Annotated in this window: 21 protein-coding genes and 1 riboswitch; of the genes, 14 read left to right on the top strand and 7 right to left on the bottom strand. The window is 67.0% G+C overall.

Going from position 1 to position 19,231, the window contains the following annotated elements; translation table 11 throughout:
• Positions 1-9: 9 nt before the first annotated feature.
• The 4 genes from AAFG07_RS27170 to cobU are packed head-to-tail and all read right to left on the bottom strand — an operon-like array spanning position 10 to position 1,709.
• Positions 10-189: a CbtB-domain containing protein gene (locus tag AAFG07_RS27170; protein WP_092127074.1), complete on the bottom strand. Its 180-nt coding sequence runs from the start codon at positions 187-189 to the stop codon at positions 10-12.
• Between the two features lie 29 nt (positions 190-218).
• Complete coding sequence (locus tag AAFG07_RS27165) at positions 219-563, bottom strand: hypothetical protein (RefSeq protein WP_342722893.1); 345 nt, start codon at positions 561-563, stop codon at positions 219-221.
• Positions 541-1,173 carry a 5,6-dimethylbenzimidazole synthase gene (gene bluB / locus AAFG07_RS27160; protein ID WP_342729253.1) on the bottom strand — a complete coding sequence of 211 codons (633 nt, stop codon included), beginning with the start codon at positions 1,171-1,173 and terminating at the stop codon, positions 541-543. Before bluB ends, AAFG07_RS27165 begins: the two co-directional genes overlap by 23 nt.
• Positions 1,174-1,205: 32 nt before the next feature.
• The gene (cobU, locus tag AAFG07_RS27155; protein WP_342729252.1) at positions 1,206-1,709 is read right to left on the bottom strand and encodes a bifunctional adenosylcobinamide kinase/adenosylcobinamide-phosphate guanylyltransferase; all 504 of its coding nucleotides are present in this window, start codon (positions 1,707-1,709) and stop codon (positions 1,206-1,208) included.
• A gap of 166 nt (positions 1,710-1,875) precedes the next feature.
• On the opposite strand from cobU, the gene cbiB reads away from it, so the two are divergent.
• Entirely contained in the window at positions 1,876-2,799 is a 924-nt protein-coding gene (cbiB, locus tag AAFG07_RS27150) for an adenosylcobinamide-phosphate synthase CbiB (RefSeq protein ID WP_342729251.1), read from the top strand.
• Between the two features lie 10 nt (positions 2,800-2,809).
• Positions 2,810-3,775, top strand: a complete 966-nt coding sequence (gene cobD / locus AAFG07_RS27145; RefSeq protein WP_342722892.1) for a threonine-phosphate decarboxylase CobD — start codon at positions 2,810-2,812, stop codon at positions 3,773-3,775.
• Positions 3,776-3,779: 4 nt separating this feature from the next.
• Here the strand turns inward: cobD and AAFG07_RS27140 are convergent, their stop codons facing one another.
• Positions 3,780-5,228, bottom strand: a complete 1,449-nt coding sequence (locus tag AAFG07_RS27140) for a cobyric acid synthase (protein WP_342722891.1) — start codon at positions 5,226-5,228, stop codon at positions 3,780-3,782.
• Positions 5,229-5,239: 11 nt separating this feature from the next.
• Positions 5,240-5,893 carry a cob(I)yrinic acid a,c-diamide adenosyltransferase gene (cobO, locus tag AAFG07_RS27135; protein ID WP_342722890.1) on the bottom strand — a complete coding sequence of 218 codons (654 nt, stop codon included), beginning with the start codon at positions 5,891-5,893 and terminating at the stop codon, positions 5,240-5,242.
• 36 nt (positions 5,894-5,929) lie between these two features.
• Positions 5,930-6,146: riboswitch (cobalamin riboswitch) on the top strand.
• A 92-nt stretch (positions 6,147-6,238) separates the two neighbouring features.
• Here cobO and AAFG07_RS27130 point away from each other — a divergent pair.
• From AAFG07_RS27130 to cobJ, 7 genes are read left to right on the top strand one after another with little or no spacing between them, the layout of a single operon-like run.
• Positions 6,239-6,613, top strand: a complete 375-nt coding sequence (locus tag AAFG07_RS27130) for a DUF1636 domain-containing protein (protein WP_342722889.1) — start codon at positions 6,239-6,241, stop codon at positions 6,611-6,613.
• On the top strand, positions 6,610-7,644 hold the full coding sequence (gene cobW, locus AAFG07_RS27125; RefSeq protein WP_342722887.1) for a cobalamin biosynthesis protein CobW: 1,035 nt from the start codon (positions 6,610-6,612) through the stop codon (positions 7,642-7,644). Before AAFG07_RS27130 ends, cobW begins: the two co-directional genes overlap by 4 nt.
• Entirely contained in the window at positions 7,644-10,892 is a 3,249-nt protein-coding gene (cobN, locus tag AAFG07_RS27120; RefSeq protein WP_342722886.1) for a cobaltochelatase subunit CobN, read from the top strand. Before cobW ends, cobN begins: the two co-directional genes overlap by 1 nt.
• Positions 10,889-12,052 (top strand): precorrin-3B synthase, encoded by a 1,164-nt coding sequence (gene cobG, locus AAFG07_RS27115; protein WP_342722885.1) that lies wholly within the window; start codon positions 10,889-10,891, stop codon positions 12,050-12,052. The genes cobN and cobG overlap by 4 nt, the downstream gene beginning before the upstream one ends.
• Positions 12,052-12,681 (top strand): precorrin-8X methylmutase, encoded by a 630-nt coding sequence (locus AAFG07_RS27110; RefSeq protein ID WP_342722884.1) that lies wholly within the window; start codon positions 12,052-12,054, stop codon positions 12,679-12,681. Before cobG ends, AAFG07_RS27110 begins: the two co-directional genes overlap by 1 nt.
• A gap of 2 nt (positions 12,682-12,683) precedes the next feature.
• Positions 12,684-13,415: a precorrin-2 C(20)-methyltransferase gene (locus AAFG07_RS27105; protein ID WP_342722883.1), complete on the top strand. Its 732-nt coding sequence runs from the start codon at positions 12,684-12,686 to the stop codon at positions 13,413-13,415.
• Entirely contained in the window at positions 13,412-14,146 is a 735-nt protein-coding gene (gene cobJ, locus AAFG07_RS27100) for a precorrin-3B C(17)-methyltransferase (protein ID WP_342722882.1), read from the top strand. Before AAFG07_RS27105 ends, cobJ begins: the two co-directional genes overlap by 4 nt.
• On the opposite strand, the gene AAFG07_RS27095 is transcribed toward cobJ, so the two are convergent.
• Positions 14,122-14,871 (bottom strand): cobalt-precorrin-6A reductase, encoded by a 750-nt coding sequence (locus tag AAFG07_RS27095; RefSeq protein ID WP_342722881.1) that lies wholly within the window; start codon positions 14,869-14,871, stop codon positions 14,122-14,124. The genes cobJ and AAFG07_RS27095 overlap by 25 nt on opposite strands.
• Here AAFG07_RS27095 and cbiE point away from each other — a divergent pair.
• From cbiE to cobA, 5 genes are read left to right on the top strand one after another with little or no spacing between them, the layout of a single operon-like run.
• Positions 14,870-16,051 carry a precorrin-6y C5,15-methyltransferase (decarboxylating) subunit CbiE gene (cbiE, locus tag AAFG07_RS27090; RefSeq protein WP_342722880.1) on the top strand — a complete coding sequence of 394 codons (1,182 nt, stop codon included), beginning with the start codon at positions 14,870-14,872 and terminating at the stop codon, positions 16,049-16,051. The two genes, AAFG07_RS27095 and cbiE, sit on opposite strands and share 2 nt — an antisense overlap.
• A complete protein-coding gene (locus AAFG07_RS27085) occupies positions 16,048-16,416 on the top strand; it encodes a cobalamin biosynthesis protein (RefSeq protein ID WP_342722879.1) in 369 nt (122 codons plus the stop codon). Before cbiE ends, AAFG07_RS27085 begins: the two co-directional genes overlap by 4 nt.
• Positions 16,413-17,198: a precorrin-4 C(11)-methyltransferase gene (cobM, locus tag AAFG07_RS27080; RefSeq protein ID WP_342722878.1), complete on the top strand. Its 786-nt coding sequence runs from the start codon at positions 16,413-16,415 to the stop codon at positions 17,196-17,198. The genes AAFG07_RS27085 and cobM overlap by 4 nt, the downstream gene beginning before the upstream one ends.
• Positions 17,195-18,505 (top strand): cobyrinate a,c-diamide synthase, encoded by a 1,311-nt coding sequence (locus tag AAFG07_RS27075; RefSeq protein WP_342722877.1) that lies wholly within the window; start codon positions 17,195-17,197, stop codon positions 18,503-18,505. Before cobM ends, AAFG07_RS27075 begins: the two co-directional genes overlap by 4 nt.
• Positions 18,502-19,230, top strand: coding sequence for a uroporphyrinogen-III C-methyltransferase (gene cobA, locus AAFG07_RS27070; protein ID WP_342722876.1), 729 nt, complete (start codon positions 18,502-18,504; stop codon positions 19,228-19,230). The genes AAFG07_RS27075 and cobA overlap by 4 nt, the downstream gene beginning before the upstream one ends.
• Position 19,231: the final 1 nt, after the last annotated feature.

The following is a 19,231-nucleotide window of genomic DNA, read 5'->3' as shown; positions in this document are numbered from 1 at the left end:
CCGGCGGGGTCAGTGACAGGGGAATGCGTTGGAATGGCGCACATCGTGCGCGGCGTTATGGATCACGTCGATGTGCGAGAAGCCGACCACCCCGACGATGAACAGACCAAGCGACATCGCCATCAGGGACTGGGCAAGCCGTCCGACCCGTCCGGTCGCGACCGGCAGATGCGTGACCTGGGATTGCATGACCTGGGTTTGCGCGGCCTGGGATTGGCTCATGGTCGTTCTCCACATTCGATTTGGTCGGCTTCTAGCAGCTTTCGAGCGATGTCGCGACTGGTAAGATGCAGATTTGTTCCAAGGGAGATGCGCTTGCGCAGGATCTTGGCGCGCGCCGCGGCCCTGAACGCGTCTTCAAACCGTGCGAAATAACCGATGCAGCCGTCCGGCGTCGGGTCGACGCCAAGCAATGTTCGAAACGCGCCCCGATGCACCGCGCAGATGGCGCCGCGCTCAGGGATGGGAAAGACCAGGGAGGCGATGTCGGCGCGCCAGTGGGCTGCGCCGTTCAGGGCGCCGCTACCGCCCGGAGATTCGTCAGCGCCGGATGGTGAATTCATCGGGACCTCGCCGCGATTCCCACTTGGCCTGCTCGAGCTCAGGACGGTCGCATTCCGCCTGGGGGTAACCGATACAGAGGTAGCCGATGAATTTCCACGTATCGGGTATTTCCAGAATCTCGTGAACGCGGCCTGGATTGAAGATCGAGACCCAGCCGAGCCCGATGCCTTCCGCGCGCGCAGCAAGCCACATCGCGCAGATCGCGGCCACCACCGAGTATTCTGTTGTCTCCGGCATTGTGGCGCGCCCCAGGCCGGAGCCGATCTGGTCGGTCTTTTCGGCAAACACGGCCAGATGGCCGGGCGCCTCCTCGAGGCCCGATAGCTTCAATGCGGCATATTTTGCTGCACGCTCGCCGGAATAGGATCGCAGCGCGTCGGCGTTGCAGCTCTTGAAGTCCTCGATGACAGCGCGGCGCCGTGCCGCATCGTCGACAATGACGAACCGCCAGGGCTGGCTCAACCCGACCGAAGGCGACAGGCAGGCGATCTCGATCAGCCGCTCGATCGTACCATCAGGCAGCGGATCGGTGCGGAAGCGGCGCACGTCGCGCCGCCACACGAAAAGTTCGTGCAGTTGCCGGCGAAACGCATCGTCGAACGAGACCATCGCGGGGCCTTTGCCGGGTTCGATCGTGTTGCTCATTTCAGCTTCATCGGCAGCCCCGCAACGACGAACTCGACCTCGTCCGCCGCGCCGGCAATGCTCTGGTTCATGAGACCTGCGGCGTCGCGGAACGTCCGCGCCAGTGCGTTGTCAGGCACGATGCCGAGGCCAACTTCGTTGGTAACCATGATGACCGGGCTGCGTTGGCGCGACAACGCGTCCGCCAGCCGCGCGACCTCCTGCGACCAGTCGCGCTCCGCATGCAGCAGGTTGGACAGCCAAAGCGTCAGGCAATCGACCAGCCTTGCGCCGCCGCCATCGGTCTTGGCCAGTGCCTCCACGAGATCGAGCGGCACCTCGCGTTCGATCCAGTCATTGCCGCGCCGCGCGCGATGGGTGGCGATCCGCGCGTCCATTTCCGCGTCGAGCGCCTCGGCGGTGGCGATATAGACCGGCTGACCTGGAAAGCTGCGCGCGCGCAATTCGGCGCGGCGGCTTTTCCCGGACCGGGCTCCACCCGTGATCAGAACGACGGCCATAAGATCCCCTGTTGCGCGCGGTGTCCCGCTTCGCCCGAAACGCTCTAACCACCAATCGCGGTGAAAGACAAAGCCGAAATCCGTCACGGAGGGCTTGCGCTCGGTCCACGTCTTGCGCATCAGGGGGCTCGCGACAAGGAGAGGGTGCGTGTTTTTTGCGGGAGCAATGGCGGTGGCGATGGCTGTGGATGCCCTGATCGGCTGGCCGTCGGTGCTGTTTGCCCGCATCGGCCATCCCGTGACCTGGCTTGGCCGGCTGATCAAGCTTCTCGATACCAAATGGAACCGGGCCGCCGATCCACCGGCGTTTCGGCGCATGGCCGGTGTTGCGGCCGCGATCTTCGTGATCGCGCTGGCGGCGGCGCTTGGCTGGGCCGTTCAGTCCGTGCTCGCATCCGGGTGGCTACGCATTGTCGTTGTGGGCGTGTTGGCGTGGCCGCTGGTTGCGCTGCGCTCGCTGCACGACCATGTGGCTGCGGTGGCCAATCCGCTTGCCGCCGGCGACATCGCGGCGGCGCGTTCGGCGGTCGCGCAGATTGTCGGACGTGATCCCGCAACGCTCGACGACACCGGCATCGCACGCGCGACCATCGAGAGCCTCGCCGAGAATGCCTCCGACGGCATCGTGGCGCCGGTGTTCTGGGGCGCGCTGTTCGGCCTGCCGGGAATCCTCGGCTACAAGGCGATCAACACGCTGGACTCCATGATCGGCCATCGTACCGAGCGGCACGAGGCGTTCGGCTGGGCTGCCGCCCAGATCGACGATCTCGCCAACCTCATTCCGGCGCGGCTGACCGGCCTGCTGTTCGTGTTGCTTGCCCCGCGGCCTTCGCAGGCGTGGTCGTGCATGTTGCGCGATGCGCACCGCCATCGCTCGCCGAATGCCGGCTGGCCGGAAGCCGCGATGGCCGGCGCGCTCGATGTGCGGCTCAGCGGGCCTCGCATCTATCACGGCAGCATCGCGGATGAGCCCTGGCTGAACGAGGGCGCGCGCGATCCGGCTGCCGCTGATGTCCTCGCCGGGTTGAAGCTCTATCGTTACGCCATGATGCTGTTGGTCGCGGCGTTCGTCGCCCTGGCGCTGGCGTGAGGAGCGGCGCATGCGTGAGCACGGCGGAAATCTCGATGTCGCCCAGCAGCGCTTCGGCGGCGCTACGGAAGACTGGATCGATCTGTCGACGGGGATCAATCGGGTGCCTTATCCTGACGTCGATGTCGAGCTGCGGCAATGGAACGCGCTGCCGTCGCGATCCGAGATTGAATCCCTCCATCACGCCGCGCGGCAGGCCTACCGCACCGACGCGCCGATCGTGGCGATGAGCGGTGCGCAGGCCGCCATTCAGTTGCTGCCGCATCTGGCGCCGCGCGGGCGGGCACGGATCCTTGCGCCGACCTACAACGAGTACGCCGGGATGTTGTCGGCCGCCGGTTGGGACGTCGATGAGGTGTCCGATCTCGCAGCGCTTGCGGGAGCGGACACTGCCATCGTCGTCAATCCGAACAATCCGGATGGCAGGTGCCATGATCGGGACGAACTGCTCGCGCTGCTGCCGCACGTTGGCCGGCTCGTGATTGACGAGAGTTTTGTGGACGCTGTACCCGACCTGTCGCTTGCAGGAGAGGCCGGACAATCCGGGCTCCTGATCCTGCGCTCATTCGGCAAGTTTTACGGACTTGCGGGCTTGCGGCTCGGCTTCGCTATCGGCAGCGAGCTGGATATCGCCGCGCTTGCGGCGATGGCGGGACCATGGCCGGTTTCGGGGGCCGCGATCGCAATCGGGCGGCGCGCCTTGCTCGATCACGACTGGACAACGGCGACGATCGCACGGCTGGCGGATGACTGTGTCAGGCTCGATGCGGCGGCGCGATCGCAGGGCTGGACGCTGCTCGGCGGCACGCCGCTGTTTCGTCTCTACGACGTTGGCGATGCGCTCGCCGCGCAGGAGAGGCTTGCTCGAGCGCTGATCTGGTCGCGCGTCTTCCAGCAAAAGCCCGGATGGTTGCGTCTCGGTCTGCCGGGCAGCGAGGCCGAATGGTCCCGTCTTGCCGCCGCGTTGTCGCGCTGATGGTTTAGCGCGCCAGCGCGAGCAGGCCTTCCACATCAAGATGGGTCTCGATGTGCTCGGCAAGCGCGTCGAGCGCGCTCTCGACCCTGGCGCCGTACGGCTGATCCGCCGCAGGGATATCGAGCTGTGCAAGAAACGCCTTGCGAAATTCGTCCGAGGTGAACAGGCCGTGCAGATAGCTGCCGTGAACGCGCCCGTCACGCGACATGGCGCCTTCCGGCGAGCCGTCAAGCATTGAAAAAGGCCGCGCGCGATCCGGGCCATCGGTGCGCCCGATGTGGATCTCGTAGGCGCTGATCGGTTGACGGGTCGCAGCATGCATCGCGCTGACGCGGGTCAGCGTCTTCTGTTCGGTCATGGTTGTGGTGACATCGAGTAGCCCGAGGCCGCGCGTTTCGCCGGCGAGCCCCTCGATCCCCTCAGGATCGGCGACGCTTTGCCCAAGCATCTGGTATCCGCCGCACAGCCCGAGGATGTGGCCGCCGCGGCGATGATGCGCCAGCAGGTCGATGTCCCAGCCTTGCGCGCGCAGGAAGGCGAGATCGCCGCGGGTGGATTTCGAGCCGGGCAGGATGACGAGCTTCGCGTCGCCCGGAATGGCTTCGCCCGGCCGCACCATCACGAGATCGACGCCGGGTTCGAGCTTCAGCGGATCGAGATCGTCGAAATTGGCGATCCGCGACAGCGCCAGAAACGCGATCTTGCACTGGCCGGGCTTGCGCGCGTCGCCAAGCCCGAGCGCGTCTTCGGCAGGTAGCTCACCGGCGCGAGCGAACCAGGGCAGCACACCGAAGCCGCGCCACCCGGTTCGGGCTTCGATCAGGCGGTAGCCGTCGTCGAACAACGTCGGATCGCCGCGGAATTTGTTGATGACAAAGCCCTGGATCATCGCGGCATCATCGGGGTCGATCACCGCCTGGATGCCGACGAGCTGCGCGATCACGCCGCCGCGGTCGATGTCGCCGACCAAGACCACGGGCACGTCGGCCCTGCGCGCAAAGCCCATATTGGCGATGTCGGACTTGCGCAGATTGACCTCGGCGGGGCTGCCGGCGCCTTCGACCAGCACCAGGTCGCCGCGCTGCTTCAGGCGCCCAAAGCTCGCCATCACCGCGCCCATCAGCGACGGCTTCATGGCGGCATATTCGCGCGCGCGGGCGGTCGCGATCCGCTTGCCGTGCACGATGATCTGGGCACCAACATCGGTTTCCGGCTTCAGCAGCACCGGGTTCATGTCGGTGTGCGGCTCGACGCCGGCGGCGAGCGCCTGCAAGGCCTGCGCGCGGCCGATCTCGCCGCCGTCGACGGTCACGGCGGCATTGTTCGACATGTTCTGGGGCTTGAACGGCAGCACGCGCAGGCCGCGTCGTCGCGCGGCACGCGCGAGGCCGGCGACGATGAGCGACTTGCCCACGTCCGAGCCGGCCCCCTGGATCATCAACGCGCGCGCCATGGTGCTGACCGTCAGAACTCGACGCCCGGCTGCGCCTTGATGCCGGAGCGGAAGGGGTGCTTCACCAGCGTCATCTCGGTGACGAGATCGGCGATCTCGATCAATTCGTCCTTGGCATTGCGCCCGGTGAGCACGACATGCGTCATCGGCGGCTTCGAATTGGTCAGGAAGTCGACGACATCGGCGATCGCCAGATAATCGTAGCGCAGCGCGATGTTGATCTCGTCGAGCACGACCATCCGCAAGCTCGGATCCGCGATCAGCTGCTTGGCCTTTTCCCAACCGGCTTGCGCTGCCGCGACGTCGCGGGCGCGATCCTGCGTCTCCCAGGTAAAACCTTCGCCCATCGCGTGGAATTGACAGAGATCGCCGAAATGCCCGGTCAGCAGGCGGCGCTCGCCGGTATCCCAGGCGCCTTTGATGAATTGCACCACGGCGCAGGGAAAGCCATGCGCCACGCAGCGCACGATCATGCCGAAGGCGGAGGAGGATTTTCCTTTGCCGGCGCCGGTATGAACGATGATCAGGCCCTTTTCACCGCTTTTGGTCGCCATGATCTTGTCGCGGGCGACCTTCTTTTTCGCCATTTTGGCGGCATGCCGCGCATCCAGCGAAGGGTCGGTGCCGACGGCGCGATCTTCAGCGTCGTTTCCATCAGAAATCATCACGTTCCTTCGGCTTGACAAGTGCGAGGCCAGGACGAATGGTGACCCCGCGTTGGTTCCTGTCCTACGACAGGCGAAGAGGGAATGCGATAGGGCTCAGACCGCAAGGTTTGCCCGAAGCGCAGCCGCCCCCGCGACCGTGACCGGAGAGATGCCCAAGCCACTGATTTCCTGATGGAGTCGGGAAGGTGGGCATCAAGGGAGAAATCCTACTCCGCAAGCCGGGAGACCTGCCGACGCAGTGTGTTTGAGACCGGCGGACGGGGTGTTCCGCGACGGGGAACGAACCTGTTCACGTCAGGTTCGTGTGCCTCATCGCTTCCCGCAGTCAATCCAGGAAGGGCGATGAGCGTTACACTTCATGTCTGTATCACCTGTCGCGCCGGCCAGACGCTGGCCGAAGGTGAGGTCGCGCCCGGTGCGCGCCTGCATGCCGCGCTTGTTGAGGTCGGCGTGCCCGATGACGTCAATCTGGTTCCGGTCGAATGCCTGTCGGCTTGCAGCCAGGGCTGCTCGGTTGCGCTCAGCGCGCCGGGGCGGTGGTCCTATGTCTACGGCCGCCTGTCCGCTGATCATGCCAAGGATGTGATCGCCGGCGCCTCTGCCTATGCGGCGGCGCCTGACGGCATCGTGCCGTGGCGCAGCCGTCCCGAAATCTTTCGCAAGCAATCGCTTGCCCGCATTCCACCCCTCGCCGTCGTGCCGGAGGCCGCAGAATGACCACGCTCGCCAAGGTTCCGGTCACCGTCGTGACCGGCTTTCTCGGGTCCGGCAAGACGACGCTGATCCAGCATCTGATCCGCAATGCCAACGGCAAGAAGCTCGCCGTGCTGGTGAACGAGTTCGGCAGCGAAGGCGTCGACGGCGAGATCCTGAAGTCGTGTGCCGACGCCAATTGCCCGACCGAGAACATCGTCGAGCTCGCCAACGGCTGCATCTGCTGCACCGTCGCCGACGACTTCATCCCGGCGATGGAGCAATTGCTCGCACGCCCTGTGCGGCCCGATCACATCGTGATCGAGACATCCGGCCTTGCCTTGCCGAAGCCGCTGCTGAAAGCGTTCGACTGGCCGGAGATCCGTTCGCGGATCACGGTCGACGGCGTGATCGCGCTGGCCGATGCCGAGGCCGTTGCCGCCGGCCGCTTTGCGCCTGACCCGGCCGCGGTTGATGCGCAGCGCGCCGCAGACGACAACCTCGACCACGAGACGCCGCTGTCCGAAGTGTTCGAGGACCAGATCGCCTGTGCCGACATCGTATTGCTGACCAAGGCCGATCTCGCCGGAGCCGAGGGGATCAAAGCGGCTAAGGCGGTAATTGCGGCCGAGATGCCGCGCGAGGTGCCGATGTTGCCCATCGTCGACGGTGCGATCGATGCCCGCGTGATCCTGGGCCTCGAAGCTGCGGCAGAGGACGACCTCGCGTCGCGGCCGTCCCATCATGACGGTGAGGACGAACACGAGCACAACGACTTCAATTCCGTGGTGATCGATCTTCCGGAGATCGCGGATGTCGATGCGCTGATCGCGTCGATCAAGGGGCTGGCACGCGAGCAGAACGTGCTGCGCGCCAAGGGCTACATCGCGGTCGAAGGCAAGCCGATGCGGTTGCTGGTGCAATCGGTCGGCGAGCGGGTGCGGCATCAGTTCGACATGCCCTGGGGCGCGCGGGCGCGGCAGTCAAAGCTCGTCGTGATCGGCGAACACGGCGACATCGACGAAGCCGCGATCAGGGCGCGACTAGGTGTCTGATGCACGTCATCTTCCGCGAGAGCCGCGGCCTTGAGGAGACCGCGACACCAAGGGACCTCGGCCAGGATCCGGCCGATCTCGTGGTGTTGTCGTTTTCCGACAGCGATCTCGCTGCCTTCGCGGCCGGCTGGCGGCGGGGCCGCGCCGCGCTGCCGTCGCTGCGGCTCGCCAATCTCGCGGCGCTGCGCCATCCGCTTTCGGTCGATACCTATATCGAGCGGACACTGTCGCATGCGCGCGGCATCCTGGTTCGGCTGATCGGCGGCGAACCCTATTGGTCTTACGGGCTGGCCGCGGTGCATCGTCTGGCGAAGGAGCGCGGCATCGCCCTGGTGGTGCTGCCGGCGGATGGCCGCGACGATTTGCGGCTGGATGAATTCTCGACCTTGCCGGTCTCGACGCTGCGCCGCCTGAAGGTGCTGTGCGACAAGGGCGGCCCCGTTGCCGCACAGGCCGTGATCGCGCAACTGGCGCTGGCGTCCGGCCTTTATGCCGGGCCGGTTGTCGGTGAGATCGATCTTCCCGAGATCGGCGTCTACGATTCCCGGCGCGGTGCCGTCGCGGCGCTGCCGGCATCGGATGGCCGGCCGCTTGTGCTGGTGACCTTTTATCGCTCCTATCTGGCGGCGGGCGACGCGGCTCCGGTCGATGCGCTGATCGAGGCTTTGCGCGAAAAGGGATTCGACGCCCACGGTGTCTTCGTCACCTCGTTGAAGGCGGCGGGCGTGGCCGACTGGCTACGCGCTCAGTTCGCGCAATGCCCGCCGGCCGCCATCGTCAATGCAACCGCATTCTCCGCGGCCGGTGACGACGGCACGACGCCGTTCGATGCCGCATCATGTCCGGTGTTCCAGGTCGCTCTGTCGACGGCGCGGCGCGAGGATTGGGCCTTGTCGCTGCGCGGCCTGTCGCCCGGCGATCTCGCGATGCATGTGGTGCTGCCGGAGGTCGACGGCCGCCTGTTCACGGGTGTCGTCAGCTTCAAATCGCCCGGCGAGCGCGATCCGGATCTGCAGTTCGCGCATCTTGCGCATCGGCCGGATGCCGAGCGCGTCGCCGCGGTCGCCGCGCGTGTGGCAGCCTGGCATCGGCTTGCCGGCAAACCCGCCCGGGACAAGCAGCTCGCCGTCGTGCTCTCGAACTATCCAGGCCGCCCGCATCAGATCGCGCATGCCGTTGGTCTCGATGCACTTGCCTCGGTGGAGGTGTTGCTCGCCGACCTCGTGGCTGCGGGCTTTGATCTGGAGCCGGTGGAGTCGCTGGGCGGCGTGCTGCTGCACCGGAAGCTGACATGGGACGTGGCCGAATATCGCGCGACGATCTCGAACCTCCCGCAGCAGCTCCAGGACGATCTTGCGCGCGCATGGGGCGCGCCGCAGGCTGATCCCGATTGCCGTGACGGTGCGTTTCATTTCGCGGCGATCCGGAGCGGCAAGTCGATCATCGCGGTTCAGCCGGAGCGCGGTGACGTCGGTCAGCGCGATACGGACTATCACGACCTCTCGCGAACGCCGCGCCATGCCTATGTCGCTTTCTATCTGTGGCTCAGGCAGCACGGCATCGATGCCGTCGTCCATATGGGCGCGCATGGCACGCTGGAGTGGCTGCCCGGCAAGTCGGTTGCGCTGTCATCCGCATGCTGGCCGGAAGCGCTAATCGGCGATCTGCCCGTCGTCTATCCCTTCATCGTCAACGACCCCGGCGAGGCCGCGCAGGCCAAGCGCCGGATCGGTGCCGTGACGATCGGCCATCTGCCGCCGCCGCTGGCGCAGGCGGCGGTGCCGGAGGGCTTGCGCAGGCTCGAGCGTTTGCTCGATGAATATTCGACTGCGGACGGCCTCGATCCGGCGCGGCGGCAGCGCCTGATTGCCGCGATACGCGAAGAAGCGCGCATCGCCGGGCTGGAGGACGATCTCGGTCTCGCGGCGTCAGTCTCCGCGGCCGAAGCCATTCCCCAGATCGATCGTTTCGTCTGCGATCTCAAGGAAAGCCAGTTCGGCGACGGCCTGCATGTGTTCGGGCAGGGCGCTTGCGGCGATGCAGAGCGGGCAGCGTTGCGCGATGCGCTTGCCGGTCGGCACATTGCGCCGGGGCCGTCGGGCTCGCCCTATCGCGGGCGCAGCGACGTGCTGCCGACCGGACGCAATCTGTTTGCGGTCGATCCGCGCGCGGTGCCGACGCCGTCGGCGCATGCGCAGGGCGTGAAGCTCGCCGAGGAGCTGCTGCGCCGTCATTTGCAGGATCACGGTGACTGGCCGACAGGGCTGGTCGTCGACCTCTGGGGATCGTCGACGATGCGCACCTCCGGCGAGGATTTTGCGATGGCGTTGCACCTCGCCGGGATCGCGCCGCGCTGGGATCATGGATCGGGCCGGGTGTCGGGCTACGACATCATCGCGCCGGCAGAGCTTGGCCGTCCGCGAATCGACGTGACGCTGCGCGTGTCGGGGCTGTTCCGCGACGTCTTCTCGGGACTTGCGCAGTTGTTCGAAGCTGCGACCGAGGCGTTGTCCGAACGCAGCGAGGAGAGCGACGAGAATCCTTACCGGCAGCGCGTCTCGCGCGTGTTCGGGCCTCGCCCCGGACATTATGGCGCCGGCATCGCGTCCGTCCCGGACGCCTTCACGGAGGAGGCGCGCGACGCGGCCGGCGAAGCCTGGCTGTCGGCATCGTCCTGGGCCATTGCATCTGATGGCGAGATCAGGCCTGACCGCGCCGGCATCGAGGCACGGCTCGCTGCTGCCGATAGCTTCGTCCACACCCAGGATTTGCCGGAGACCGATCTGCTGCTGGCGGCGGACTATGCCGCGCATGAGGCCGGTATCGCCGCGGCGGCCCGGCGGCTCGGCGCAAAAGTCCCGTCGCTCTATCACCTCGATACGACGCGGCCGGATCAGCCGCATGCGCGGTCGCTGACCGAGGAAATCTCGCGGGTGGTGCGGGCGCGCGCCGCCAATCCCGCGTGGATCGCCGGCATGATGCGCCACGGCTTCCGTGGCGCCGCCGAGATATCGGCGACGCTGGAGCACATGGCGACGTTCGCGCATCTCGCCGGTGCTGTGCCGCCGCACCTGTTCGACCTCTATTACGACGCGACGCTCGGCAATGACGACGTCCGCGCCTTCATGGCGCGCGAGAATCCGGCGGCGCTGGCCGCGATCGAAACCTGCTTCACCCGGCTGCATGACGCGTCGCTCTGGCAGACGCGGCGCAATTCGATTGCGGCAGCGCTGCAGGAGGCCTCATGAGCGCCATCGCGATCAAGGGCTGGTGTCCCGGGGCGCTGCGGCCGATGCAGTCGGGCGACGGCCTCGTGGTGCGCATCCGTCCGCGCGGCGGACGGCTGGAGGCGGCGCAGGCGGCGGGAATTGCCGACCTGGCTGCGCGATACGGCAACGGCCTGATCGATCTGACCAGCCGCGCCAATCTCCAGATCCGCGGCGTCAGCGATGAGGGTTATCCAGCCTTGATCGATGAGCTCGCCGGGCTCGGGTTGCTTGACGCGGATTCGGATACCGAGGCGCAGCGCAACATTCTGGTGACGCCATTCTGGACTGCCGATGACGATACTCGCGTGCTCGCGGCCGAGCTTGAGCGGGCGCTCGCCGGCGCGGGGCTCGATCTTCCCACCAAGTTCGGTTTCGCGATCGATGACGGCAGCAAGCGCGTGCTGGCCGGCGCGTCGGCGGATATCAGGATCGAGCGCGCTCGCAACGGCGGACTGCTGGTGCTTCCCGATGGCGCACGGTACGGTCGCCCTGTCTGGCGCGGAGAGGCGGTGGATATCGCGCTCGCGATGGCCGAATGGTTTGTCACCTCCGGCGGAGCCAAAGCTGAGAAACGACGGATGGCGTCTCATCTGTCCGGCGGCGCGAGCTTGCCGCAGTCGCTTCGCGGCGACGCGGCGCCCGTGGCTCGATCGGCAGATCCTGTGCCCGGCCTCTATCCGACTGGCGCGCTGGTTAGCGTAGCCTTCGGTCAAATGCCGCACCAGACGCTCAGCCATCTTGCCGGCTGCGCGCAAGCTCTTCGCATGACGCCCTGGCGGATGCTGCTCGCGGAGGGCATGCATGAGATGCCCCGTGACGCGGACCTCGTCACTGATCCCAATGATCCGGCGCTCCGCGTGATCGCTTGCAGCGGCGCACCGCGCTGTCGTGAGGCGCATGCCGATACGCGTGCATTGGCATCGGCGCTGGCATCGTTTGTCCCGGCTGATGCTCGGCTTCATGTGTCCGGTTGCGCCAAGGGCTGTGCCCATTCCGGCTCGGTGGACGTCACCCTCGTTGCGTCAAGCGCGGGCTTTGACCTCATCCGTTGCGGCACGACGCGGGACGTGCCGGTCCTGCGAGGGCTCACCCGTTCGGACCTCCTCGCAAATCCCTCCGTGCTGATGGGAGGCCACTGATGCCGCACGTCTATGAGACTGATGGTGCGACGATCTATCGGCAGTCCTTTGCGACGATCCGGTCGGAGGCCGACCTTGCCCGCTTTACATCAGACGAGGAGCCGGTGGTCGTGCGCATGATCCATGCCGCGGGCATGGTGGGCCTGGAAGCGCATGTCCGTTTCACGCCGGGTATGGCTGGGCGCGCACGGGCAGCCTTGCAGGAGGGTGCGCCGGTTCTTTGCGATGCACGCATGGTGTCGGAGGGCATCACGCGCGCACGGCTGCCGGCCGGCAACGCCGTCATCTGCACGCTCGGCGATGTCAAGATTCCGGCACTCGCGCAATCGATGCGCAATACACGCTCGGCGGCGGCGCTCGAGCTGTGGCGGCCGCATCTGGCCGGCGCCATCGTCGCGATCGGCAACGCGCCGACGGCGTTGTTCCATCTGCTCAACATGCTGGAGGACGCCGACTGTCCGCGGCCGGCGGCGATCATTGGCTGCCCGGTCGGCTTCGTCGGCGCGGCTGAGTCGAAGGCGGCCTTGATGGCCGCGTCGCCGGTACCGGCGCTGACGGTCGAGGGACGTCTCGGCGGATCAGCGATCACGGTTGCTGCTGTCAATGCGCTGGCGAGCCGGAGCGAATAGCGATGGGACGTATCATCTGCTGCGGCCTCGGCCCAGGCGATCCCGACCTGATGAGCGTGCGCGCCGACCGCACGGTGCGCGCCGCGCAGCATGTCGCCTATTTTCGCAAGAAGGGGCAGCTGGGGCAGGCACGCCGCATCGTTGAAGGCATGCTCGCCGCCGGCGTCAGCGAATATCCGATGGAATATCCGGTCACCACCGAGATCGCGTTCGACAGTCCGGACTATGCGCGGCTGCTAGCGGGCTTCTATGACGAATGGGCCGAGCGCCTGGCGCGGCTTGCGCGCGCGATCGACGTCGTCGTGCTCTGCGAGGGCGATCCCTATTTCTATGGCTCGTTCATGCACCTGCGTGCGCGGTTGCAGGGACGGGTCGAGATCGAGGTGGTCGCCGGCATTCCCGGCATGGTCGGTTGCTGGAATGCGGTCGGCCAGCCGATTGCGCTTGCCGACGATGTGACCACCGTGCTGATGGGCACGCTGCCCGAGGCTGAGCTCGCGCAGCGGATGCGCAGCTCCGACGCCCTTGTCGTGATGAAGACCGGCCGCAATCTGGCGAAGATCCGCCGCGCGCTCGCGTCCGCCGGCCGCCTCGACGATGCGTGGCTCGTCGAACGCGGCACCATGCCGGATCAGCGGGTCGCGCGGCTCGCCGGTCTCGCTGAGGCCGACTGCCCGTATTTTGCGATCGTGCTGGTGCACGGGCAGGGCCGGCGCAGGGAGGCCGCGCAATGACCGGCACGCTGACCATCGCCGGGCTGGGGCCGGGCGACGAAGCGCTGATCACGCCGGAGGTCTCCGCTGCGCTCGCGATGGCGACCGACATTGTCGGCTATGCGCCTTATGTTACGCGCGTGCCGCCGCGCGCCGGGCTCACGCTGCATCCCTCCGACAACCGCGTTGAGTTGCAGCGCGCCGGCGAGGCGCTGCGGCTGGCTTCCGAGGGCCGGCACGTCGTCGTGGTGTCCTCGGGCGATCCAGGTGTGTTTGCGATGGCCTCGGCCGTGTTTGAAGCGCTGGAGGACGCAGCGCAATGGCACGACCTCTCCATTCGCGTGCTGCCCGGCGTGACCGCAATGCTGGCGGCGGCGGCGAGCGTTGGCGCGCCGCTCGGTCACGATTTCTGCGCGATCAACCTCTCCGACAATCTCAAGCCATGGCCGCTGATCGAGCAGCGTCTGCGGCTCGCGGCCGAAGCCGATTTCGCGATCGCGATGTACAATCCGCGCTCAGCCAGCCGCCCTGATGGCTTTGCGCGGACGCTCGAGATTTTGAAAGAGGCGGGCTGTGATGAGCGGATCGTGGTGTTCGCCCGCGCCGTCAGCACACCCGAGCAGCGCATCGAAACGGTCGAATTGCGCGACGCCAAGCCCGAGATGGCCGATATGCGGACGCTTGTGATCGTCTGTAATTCGACGACGCGGCGGGTCGGCCGCTGGGTCTATGCGCCGAGGCAGGTCCGATGACCGAGCCATTCCATCACCTCGCTCACGCGTTCGACCCGCGGCCTCTCGGGCAGCAGCGGCCGCATGATCATGATGACGGGAAGGCCAAGCACGCGGGCGGCGTCGATCTTGGCGCGCGCGCCACCTCCGCCGGAATTGCGGGCGACGATCCAGTTGACAGAGCGCGTACGCATCAGCGCGAGCTCGCTCTCGAGCGTGAACGGGCCGCGCGAGACGATGACGTCGGCACCGGGCAAGGGCAGCGTCTCCTCGGGCGGATCGACGAAACGCAACGTATAGGCATGCTGCGGCCGGCTGCCGAACGGCGCGATGTGCTGGCGGCCGATCGCGAGGAAAACGTTGGCGCGGCTGTCCGGCAACGCCGCGACCGCCGATACGACGTCCGCGACCTCGAACCAGCGATCGCCGGATGTCTTGTCCCAGGGCGCGCGTTCGAGCGCGAGCAGCGGCGTTGCGGTTTGCGCGCAGGCGGCGATCGCGTTGCGGCTCATCTCGGCCGCGAAGGGATGCGTCGCATCGATCACATGCGTGATGCCTTCGCGACGCAGATAATCGGCAAGACCGCTGACGCCGCCGAAGCCGCCGATCCGGGTCGGCAGAGGTTGTTCGGCAGGAGCGGCGGTGCGCCCGCCATAGGAATAGACCGCATCGATCCCCGCGCGCGCGATTGTCGCGGCGAGCGAATTGGCGTCGGCTGTTCCGCCCAGGATCAGGGCGCGCATCATGGGTAATCCGTGGTTGACCATCATCGGCATCGGCGAAGATGGCCTTGCTGGGCTCTCCGACGCAAGCCGAAAGGCGCTGCGTGAAGCCGAAACTGTTTTCGGCGGTGAACGGCATCTCGCGCTGGCCGGGATCACCGACCGCGGCCACGTTTGGCCGGTGCCATTCGATGCGGACATCGTGCTCGAATGCCGCGGTCGTCCGACCGCTGTGCTCGCCTCGGGCGATCCGTTCTGGCACGGCGTCGGAGGAAGCCTTGTCGGGAAGTTGCAGGTCGGTGAGTGGGTCGCGCATTCCGCGCCGTCGACGTTCTCGTTGGCAGCGGCACGTTTGGGCTGGCGGCTCGAGAATGTCATCTGTCTCGGTCTTCATGCCGCACCGTTCGAGCGGCTATTGCCGCATCTCGCGCGTGGCGCACGGATCATCTGCCTCGTGCGCGATGGCAGCGCGGCGTCCGATCTCGCGCGATGGCTCACGGGGCGCGGCTGGGGGGCGTCAGCGATATGGACGCTGTCCGCGCTTGGCGGACCGCGTGAGTTCATCGCGCAGCATCGCGCTGACAGCTATGCCGGCGATTCAAGCGACAGCCTGGTCACGGTTGCGCTGGAGGCGAGGGGAACGCAGGGGATCGCGCGCAGCTCGGGTCTTCCCGACGCACTCTTCGTGCATGACGGACAACGGACCAAGAGGCCGGTCCGCGCGCTTGCGCTGTCGGCACTTTCGCCGCGGCCTGGTGAGCGGCTGTGGGACATCGGCGCGGGCTCAGGCTCGATCTCGATTGAATGGGCGCTCTGCGGCGGGACGGCGATCGCCGTCGAGGCCCGCGCCGAACGCGCCGCCAACATCCGCAGCAATGCGGCAAGCTTCGGCCTGACCCACCGGATCACCGTCATCGAAGGCGAGGCGCCCGGCGTCCTGTCGGACCTCGAGGCGCCTGATGCCGTGTTCATCGGCGGCGGTCTTGATGCCGCGATGTTCGATGCGATCTGGCCACGCATCGCGCCGGGCGCACGACTAGTTGCGCATGCCGTGACCTTGGAAACCGAGGCGCTGCTCTCCGATCTGCACCAGCGCCATGGCGGCGAATTGATGCGAGTGGAGATCGCGCAGGCCGAGCCGTTGGGCCGGTACCGCTCCTGGAAGGCCGCGCGGCCGATCGTGCAATGGAGCGCGGTCCGATGAAGGTCGCGGGCCTGGGGTTCAGGAGCAATGCCAGTGTCGCGTCCTTGCGCGATGCGCTCGATGCGGCCGGCGGTTCCAAGGGGCTTGCGGCGATTGCAACAGTGAGTGACAAGGCCGATGCGGCGGCATTGAAGGCGCTGGCCCAGGAATTGGGATTGCCGATTCAGAGCATTCCTGCCGAGATGTTGGCAAAGATAAAGACCGCAACGCAATCCGAAATCATCAGGTCCAGGTTCGGGACGGGTTCGGTCGCCGAAGCAGCCGCGGTCGCAGCCGCTGGGCGCGGCGCGCGCCTGATTTCGGTCAGGGCCGTGTCGCAGGATCGGACGGCCACCGCGGCGATCGCGGAAGGAGACGGTGAATGACGGTGCATTTCATCGGCGCAGGGCCGGGCGCTGCCGATCTCCTGACTCTGCGGGGCCGCGATCTCATCGCCGCTTGCCCGGTCTGTCTTTACGCCGGATCGTTGGTCCCCGAGGGCGTGTTGGCGCATTGCCCGAAGGATGCGCGCATCGTCAACACCGCGTCGCTGTCGCTCGACGAGATCATCACTGAGATCGCTGCCGCGCATGCCGAGGGCAAGGACGTCGCGCGGCTGCATTCGGGCGATCTCTCGATCTGGTCGGCAATGGGGGAACAGCTGCGCCGGTTGCGCGCGTTGCAGATTCCCTATTCGGTCACGCCCGGCGTGCCCGCGTTTTCCGCGGCCGCTGCGGCACTGGAGGCCGAACTGACGCTGCCCGGCCTTGCGCAGTCGGTGGTGCTGACGCGCACGCCGGGTAGGGCCACCGCGATGCCTGATGGCGAGACGCTCGCGGCCTTTGCCGCGACCGGCGCGGTGCTCGCGATCCATCTGTCGATCCATCTGCTCGACAAGGTCGTCGCCGAGCTCACGCCGCACTATGGCGCGGACTGTCCGGTAGCGATCGTCTGGCGCGCGAGCTGGCCGGAGCAGCGCATCGTGCGCGCCACGCTCGCAACGCTCGATGCCGCCGTCGGCCCCGAGCTCGAGCGCACCGCGCTCATCTTGGTCGGCAAGACGCTCGGCGCCGGTGAATTCGCCGAGAGCCGGCTCTATGCGGCCGACTATGACCGCCGCTATCGCCCGGTCGGAGCGGAGCCGCGCTTTCCGGAGCCATCGCGATGACCGCGGGGCTCGTGATCTCTGCACCGGCATCGGGTGTCGGCAAGACGACGCTGACCCTGGCGCTGGCGCGCGCCTATCGCAATCGCGGGCTGAGGGTGCAATGCCTCAAGAGCGGGCCGGATTACATCGATCCCGCCTTTCATGCGGTCGCGACCGGACGCGCATCCGTCAACATCGACAGCTGGGCGATGGCATCAGATGCGATCGCGCATATGGCAAACCGCGGCGCGGACGCTGATCTCTTGCTGGCCGAAGGCTCGATGGGATTGTTCGACGGCGTCGCAACGCGCGGCGTCTCGGGTACCGGCGCCACCGCCGATATTGCCGAGATGATGGGATGGCCGGTGCTGCTGGTGATCGATCCCTCCGGCCAGGCACAGACGGCGGCGGCGGTCGCGGCGGGATTGCGCGATTTTCGCGCCGGGGTGCGGCTTGCGGGTGTCGTGCTCAACCGTGTCGCCAGTGCGCGGCACGAAGCGCTGGTGCGCAGTGCCATGGCGGGTGCGGGCATTCCGGTGTTGGGTGCGCTGCCCCGCCACGCCGAGATCGCCTTGCCGAAGCGTCATCTCGGCCTGGTGCAGGCCGAGGAGCAGGCCGAGATCGACGGTCTGATCGACGAGGCCGCACGCTTCGTCGTCGAGCATGTCGATCTCGACGCCGTGTTGCAATCGGCGCGCGCCTGGTCGCCGCAATCGGCCGTGCGCAGCCTCGACATCACGCCGCCGGGTCAGCGCATTGCGCTCGCGCGCGACGCCGCGTTCTCCTTTGTCTACCCGCACATGCTGGAAGCCTGGCGTGCGGCCGGCGCCGAGATCGTGACGTTCTCGCCGCTCGCCGACGAAGGCCCCGACGTGAATGCCGATGTGTGCTGGCTGCCCGGCGGCTATCCTGAACTGCATGCCGGCCGGCTTGCTGCCAACACGCGATTTCTTGGGCAGTTGCGCGCCTTTGCGGAGACGAAGCCGGTGCACGGCGAGTGCGGGGGTTACATGGTGCTGGGCGCCGCGCTGACCGATGCCGAAGGCGTGCGCCACGAAATGTCGGGCTTGCTCGGCCTTGAGACCAGCTATGCCAAGCGCCGCATGCATCTGGGCTACCGGCTCGCCGAGCTTGCCACTGCGATGCCCGGGCACAGTTCGGGCGCACGCCTGCGCGGCCACGAATTTCACTACTCGACGATCATCGCGCAGCCGGATACGCCGCTTGCGGTGGTGCGCGATGCGACCGGCGCGATCGTGGCGGAGACCGGATCGCGGCGGCGCAACGCAACGGGTACATTCTTCCATTTGATTGCGGAGGACCGGTGAGCGGATTCGTCTCCTTCGTCTCGGCCGGCCCCGGCGATCCCGAGCTCCTGACCATGAAGGGAGCCGCGCGGCTGCGCGAGGCCGACGTGGTGCTCTATGATGACCTTGCCTCGGGCGCGATCCTCGATCTCGCGCGCATGGGCGCCAATCTCGTCGCAGTCGGCAAACGCGCCGGCCGCCTCTCGGCGAAGCAGCATCATGTCAGCCGGCTGCTGGTCGACTACGCCGCGGCCGGCGTGCGCGTGGTGCGGCTGAAATCCGGCGACGCCGGCATCTTTGGACGACTAGAGGAGGAGATCGAGGCGTTGCGCGCGGCCGGCATTGGCTACGAGATCATTCCCGGCGTGACCTCGGCCTCGGTCGCCGCGGCGCAAGCCGGCATTCCGCTGACGCGGCGGCTGACCTCGCGCCGGGTCCAGTTCGTGACCGGTGCCGATGTCACGGGCGAGTTGCCCACGGATCTGAATTGGGCGGCGCTGGCCGATCCGGAAGCGACCACCGTCGTCTATATGGGCCGGCGCACCTTCCCGGTCTTGGCCGCGAAGCTGATCGCGCATGGCCTCGCTCCCGAGACGCCTGCACTGTTGGCGGAGTCGCTTGGTCATGCCGACGAGCGGATTGTCCGCACCACGATCGCAGAGCTCGCCGAGCGGCTCGCGCATGTAGGCGCTGCAACCGCGGCTGCTGTTATCCTGTTCGGTGCGCTGGCGCCGGAGCAAGGTTGAT

The sequence above is a fragment of the Bradyrhizobium sp. B097 genome (genome assembly GCF_038957035.1).
Classification (GTDB): domain Bacteria; phylum Pseudomonadota; class Alphaproteobacteria; order Rhizobiales; family Xanthobacteraceae; genus Bradyrhizobium.
This window is presented reverse-complemented; position numbering and strand designations above follow the sequence as displayed.

Coding starts and splice junctions, on each gene's coding strand:
- AAFG07_RS27170 (WP_092127074.1), bottom strand. CDS start 189: ATGCAATCCCAGGTCACGCATCTGCCGGTCGCGACCGGACGGGTCGGA.
- AAFG07_RS27165 (WP_342722893.1), bottom strand. CDS start 563: ATGAATTCACCATCCGGCGCTGACGAATCTCCGGGCGGTAGCGGCGCC.
- bluB (WP_342729253.1), bottom strand. CDS start 1,173: ATGGTCTCGTTCGACGATGCGTTTCGCCGGCAACTGCACGAACTTTTC.
- cobU (WP_342729252.1), bottom strand. CDS start 1,709: ATGGCCGTCGTTCTGATCACGGGTGGAGCCCGGTCCGGGAAAAGCCGC.
- cbiB (WP_342729251.1), top strand. CDS start 1,876: ATGGCGGTGGCGATGGCTGTGGATGCCCTGATCGGCTGGCCGTCGGTG.
- cobD (WP_342722892.1), top strand. CDS start 2,810: ATGCGTGAGCACGGCGGAAATCTCGATGTCGCCCAGCAGCGCTTCGGC.
- AAFG07_RS27140 (WP_342722891.1), bottom strand. CDS start 5,228: ATGGCGCGCGCGTTGATGATCCAGGGGGCCGGCTCGGACGTGGGCAAG.
- cobO (WP_342722890.1), bottom strand. CDS start 5,893: ATGATTTCTGATGGAAACGACGCTGAAGATCGCGCCGTCGGCACCGAC.
- AAFG07_RS27130 (WP_342722889.1), top strand. CDS start 6,239: ATGAGCGTTACACTTCATGTCTGTATCACCTGTCGCGCCGGCCAGACG.
- cobW (WP_342722887.1), top strand. CDS start 6,610: ATGACCACGCTCGCCAAGGTTCCGGTCACCGTCGTGACCGGCTTTCTC.
- cobN (WP_342722886.1), top strand. CDS start 7,644: ATGCACGTCATCTTCCGCGAGAGCCGCGGCCTTGAGGAGACCGCGACA.
- cobG (WP_342722885.1), top strand. CDS start 10,889: ATGAGCGCCATCGCGATCAAGGGCTGGTGTCCCGGGGCGCTGCGGCCG.
- AAFG07_RS27110 (WP_342722884.1), top strand. CDS start 12,052: ATGCCGCACGTCTATGAGACTGATGGTGCGACGATCTATCGGCAGTCC.
- AAFG07_RS27105 (WP_342722883.1), top strand. CDS start 12,684: ATGGGACGTATCATCTGCTGCGGCCTCGGCCCAGGCGATCCCGACCTG.
- cobJ (WP_342722882.1), top strand. CDS start 13,412: ATGACCGGCACGCTGACCATCGCCGGGCTGGGGCCGGGCGACGAAGCG.
- cbiE (WP_342722880.1), top strand. CDS start 14,870: ATGGGTAATCCGTGGTTGACCATCATCGGCATCGGCGAAGATGGCCTT.
- AAFG07_RS27095 (WP_342722881.1), bottom strand. CDS start 14,871: ATGATGCGCGCCCTGATCCTGGGCGGAACAGCCGACGCCAATTCGCTC.
- AAFG07_RS27085 (WP_342722879.1), top strand. CDS start 16,048: ATGAAGGTCGCGGGCCTGGGGTTCAGGAGCAATGCCAGTGTCGCGTCC.
- cobM (WP_342722878.1), top strand. CDS start 16,413: ATGACGGTGCATTTCATCGGCGCAGGGCCGGGCGCTGCCGATCTCCTG.
- AAFG07_RS27075 (WP_342722877.1), top strand. CDS start 17,195: ATGACCGCGGGGCTCGTGATCTCTGCACCGGCATCGGGTGTCGGCAAG.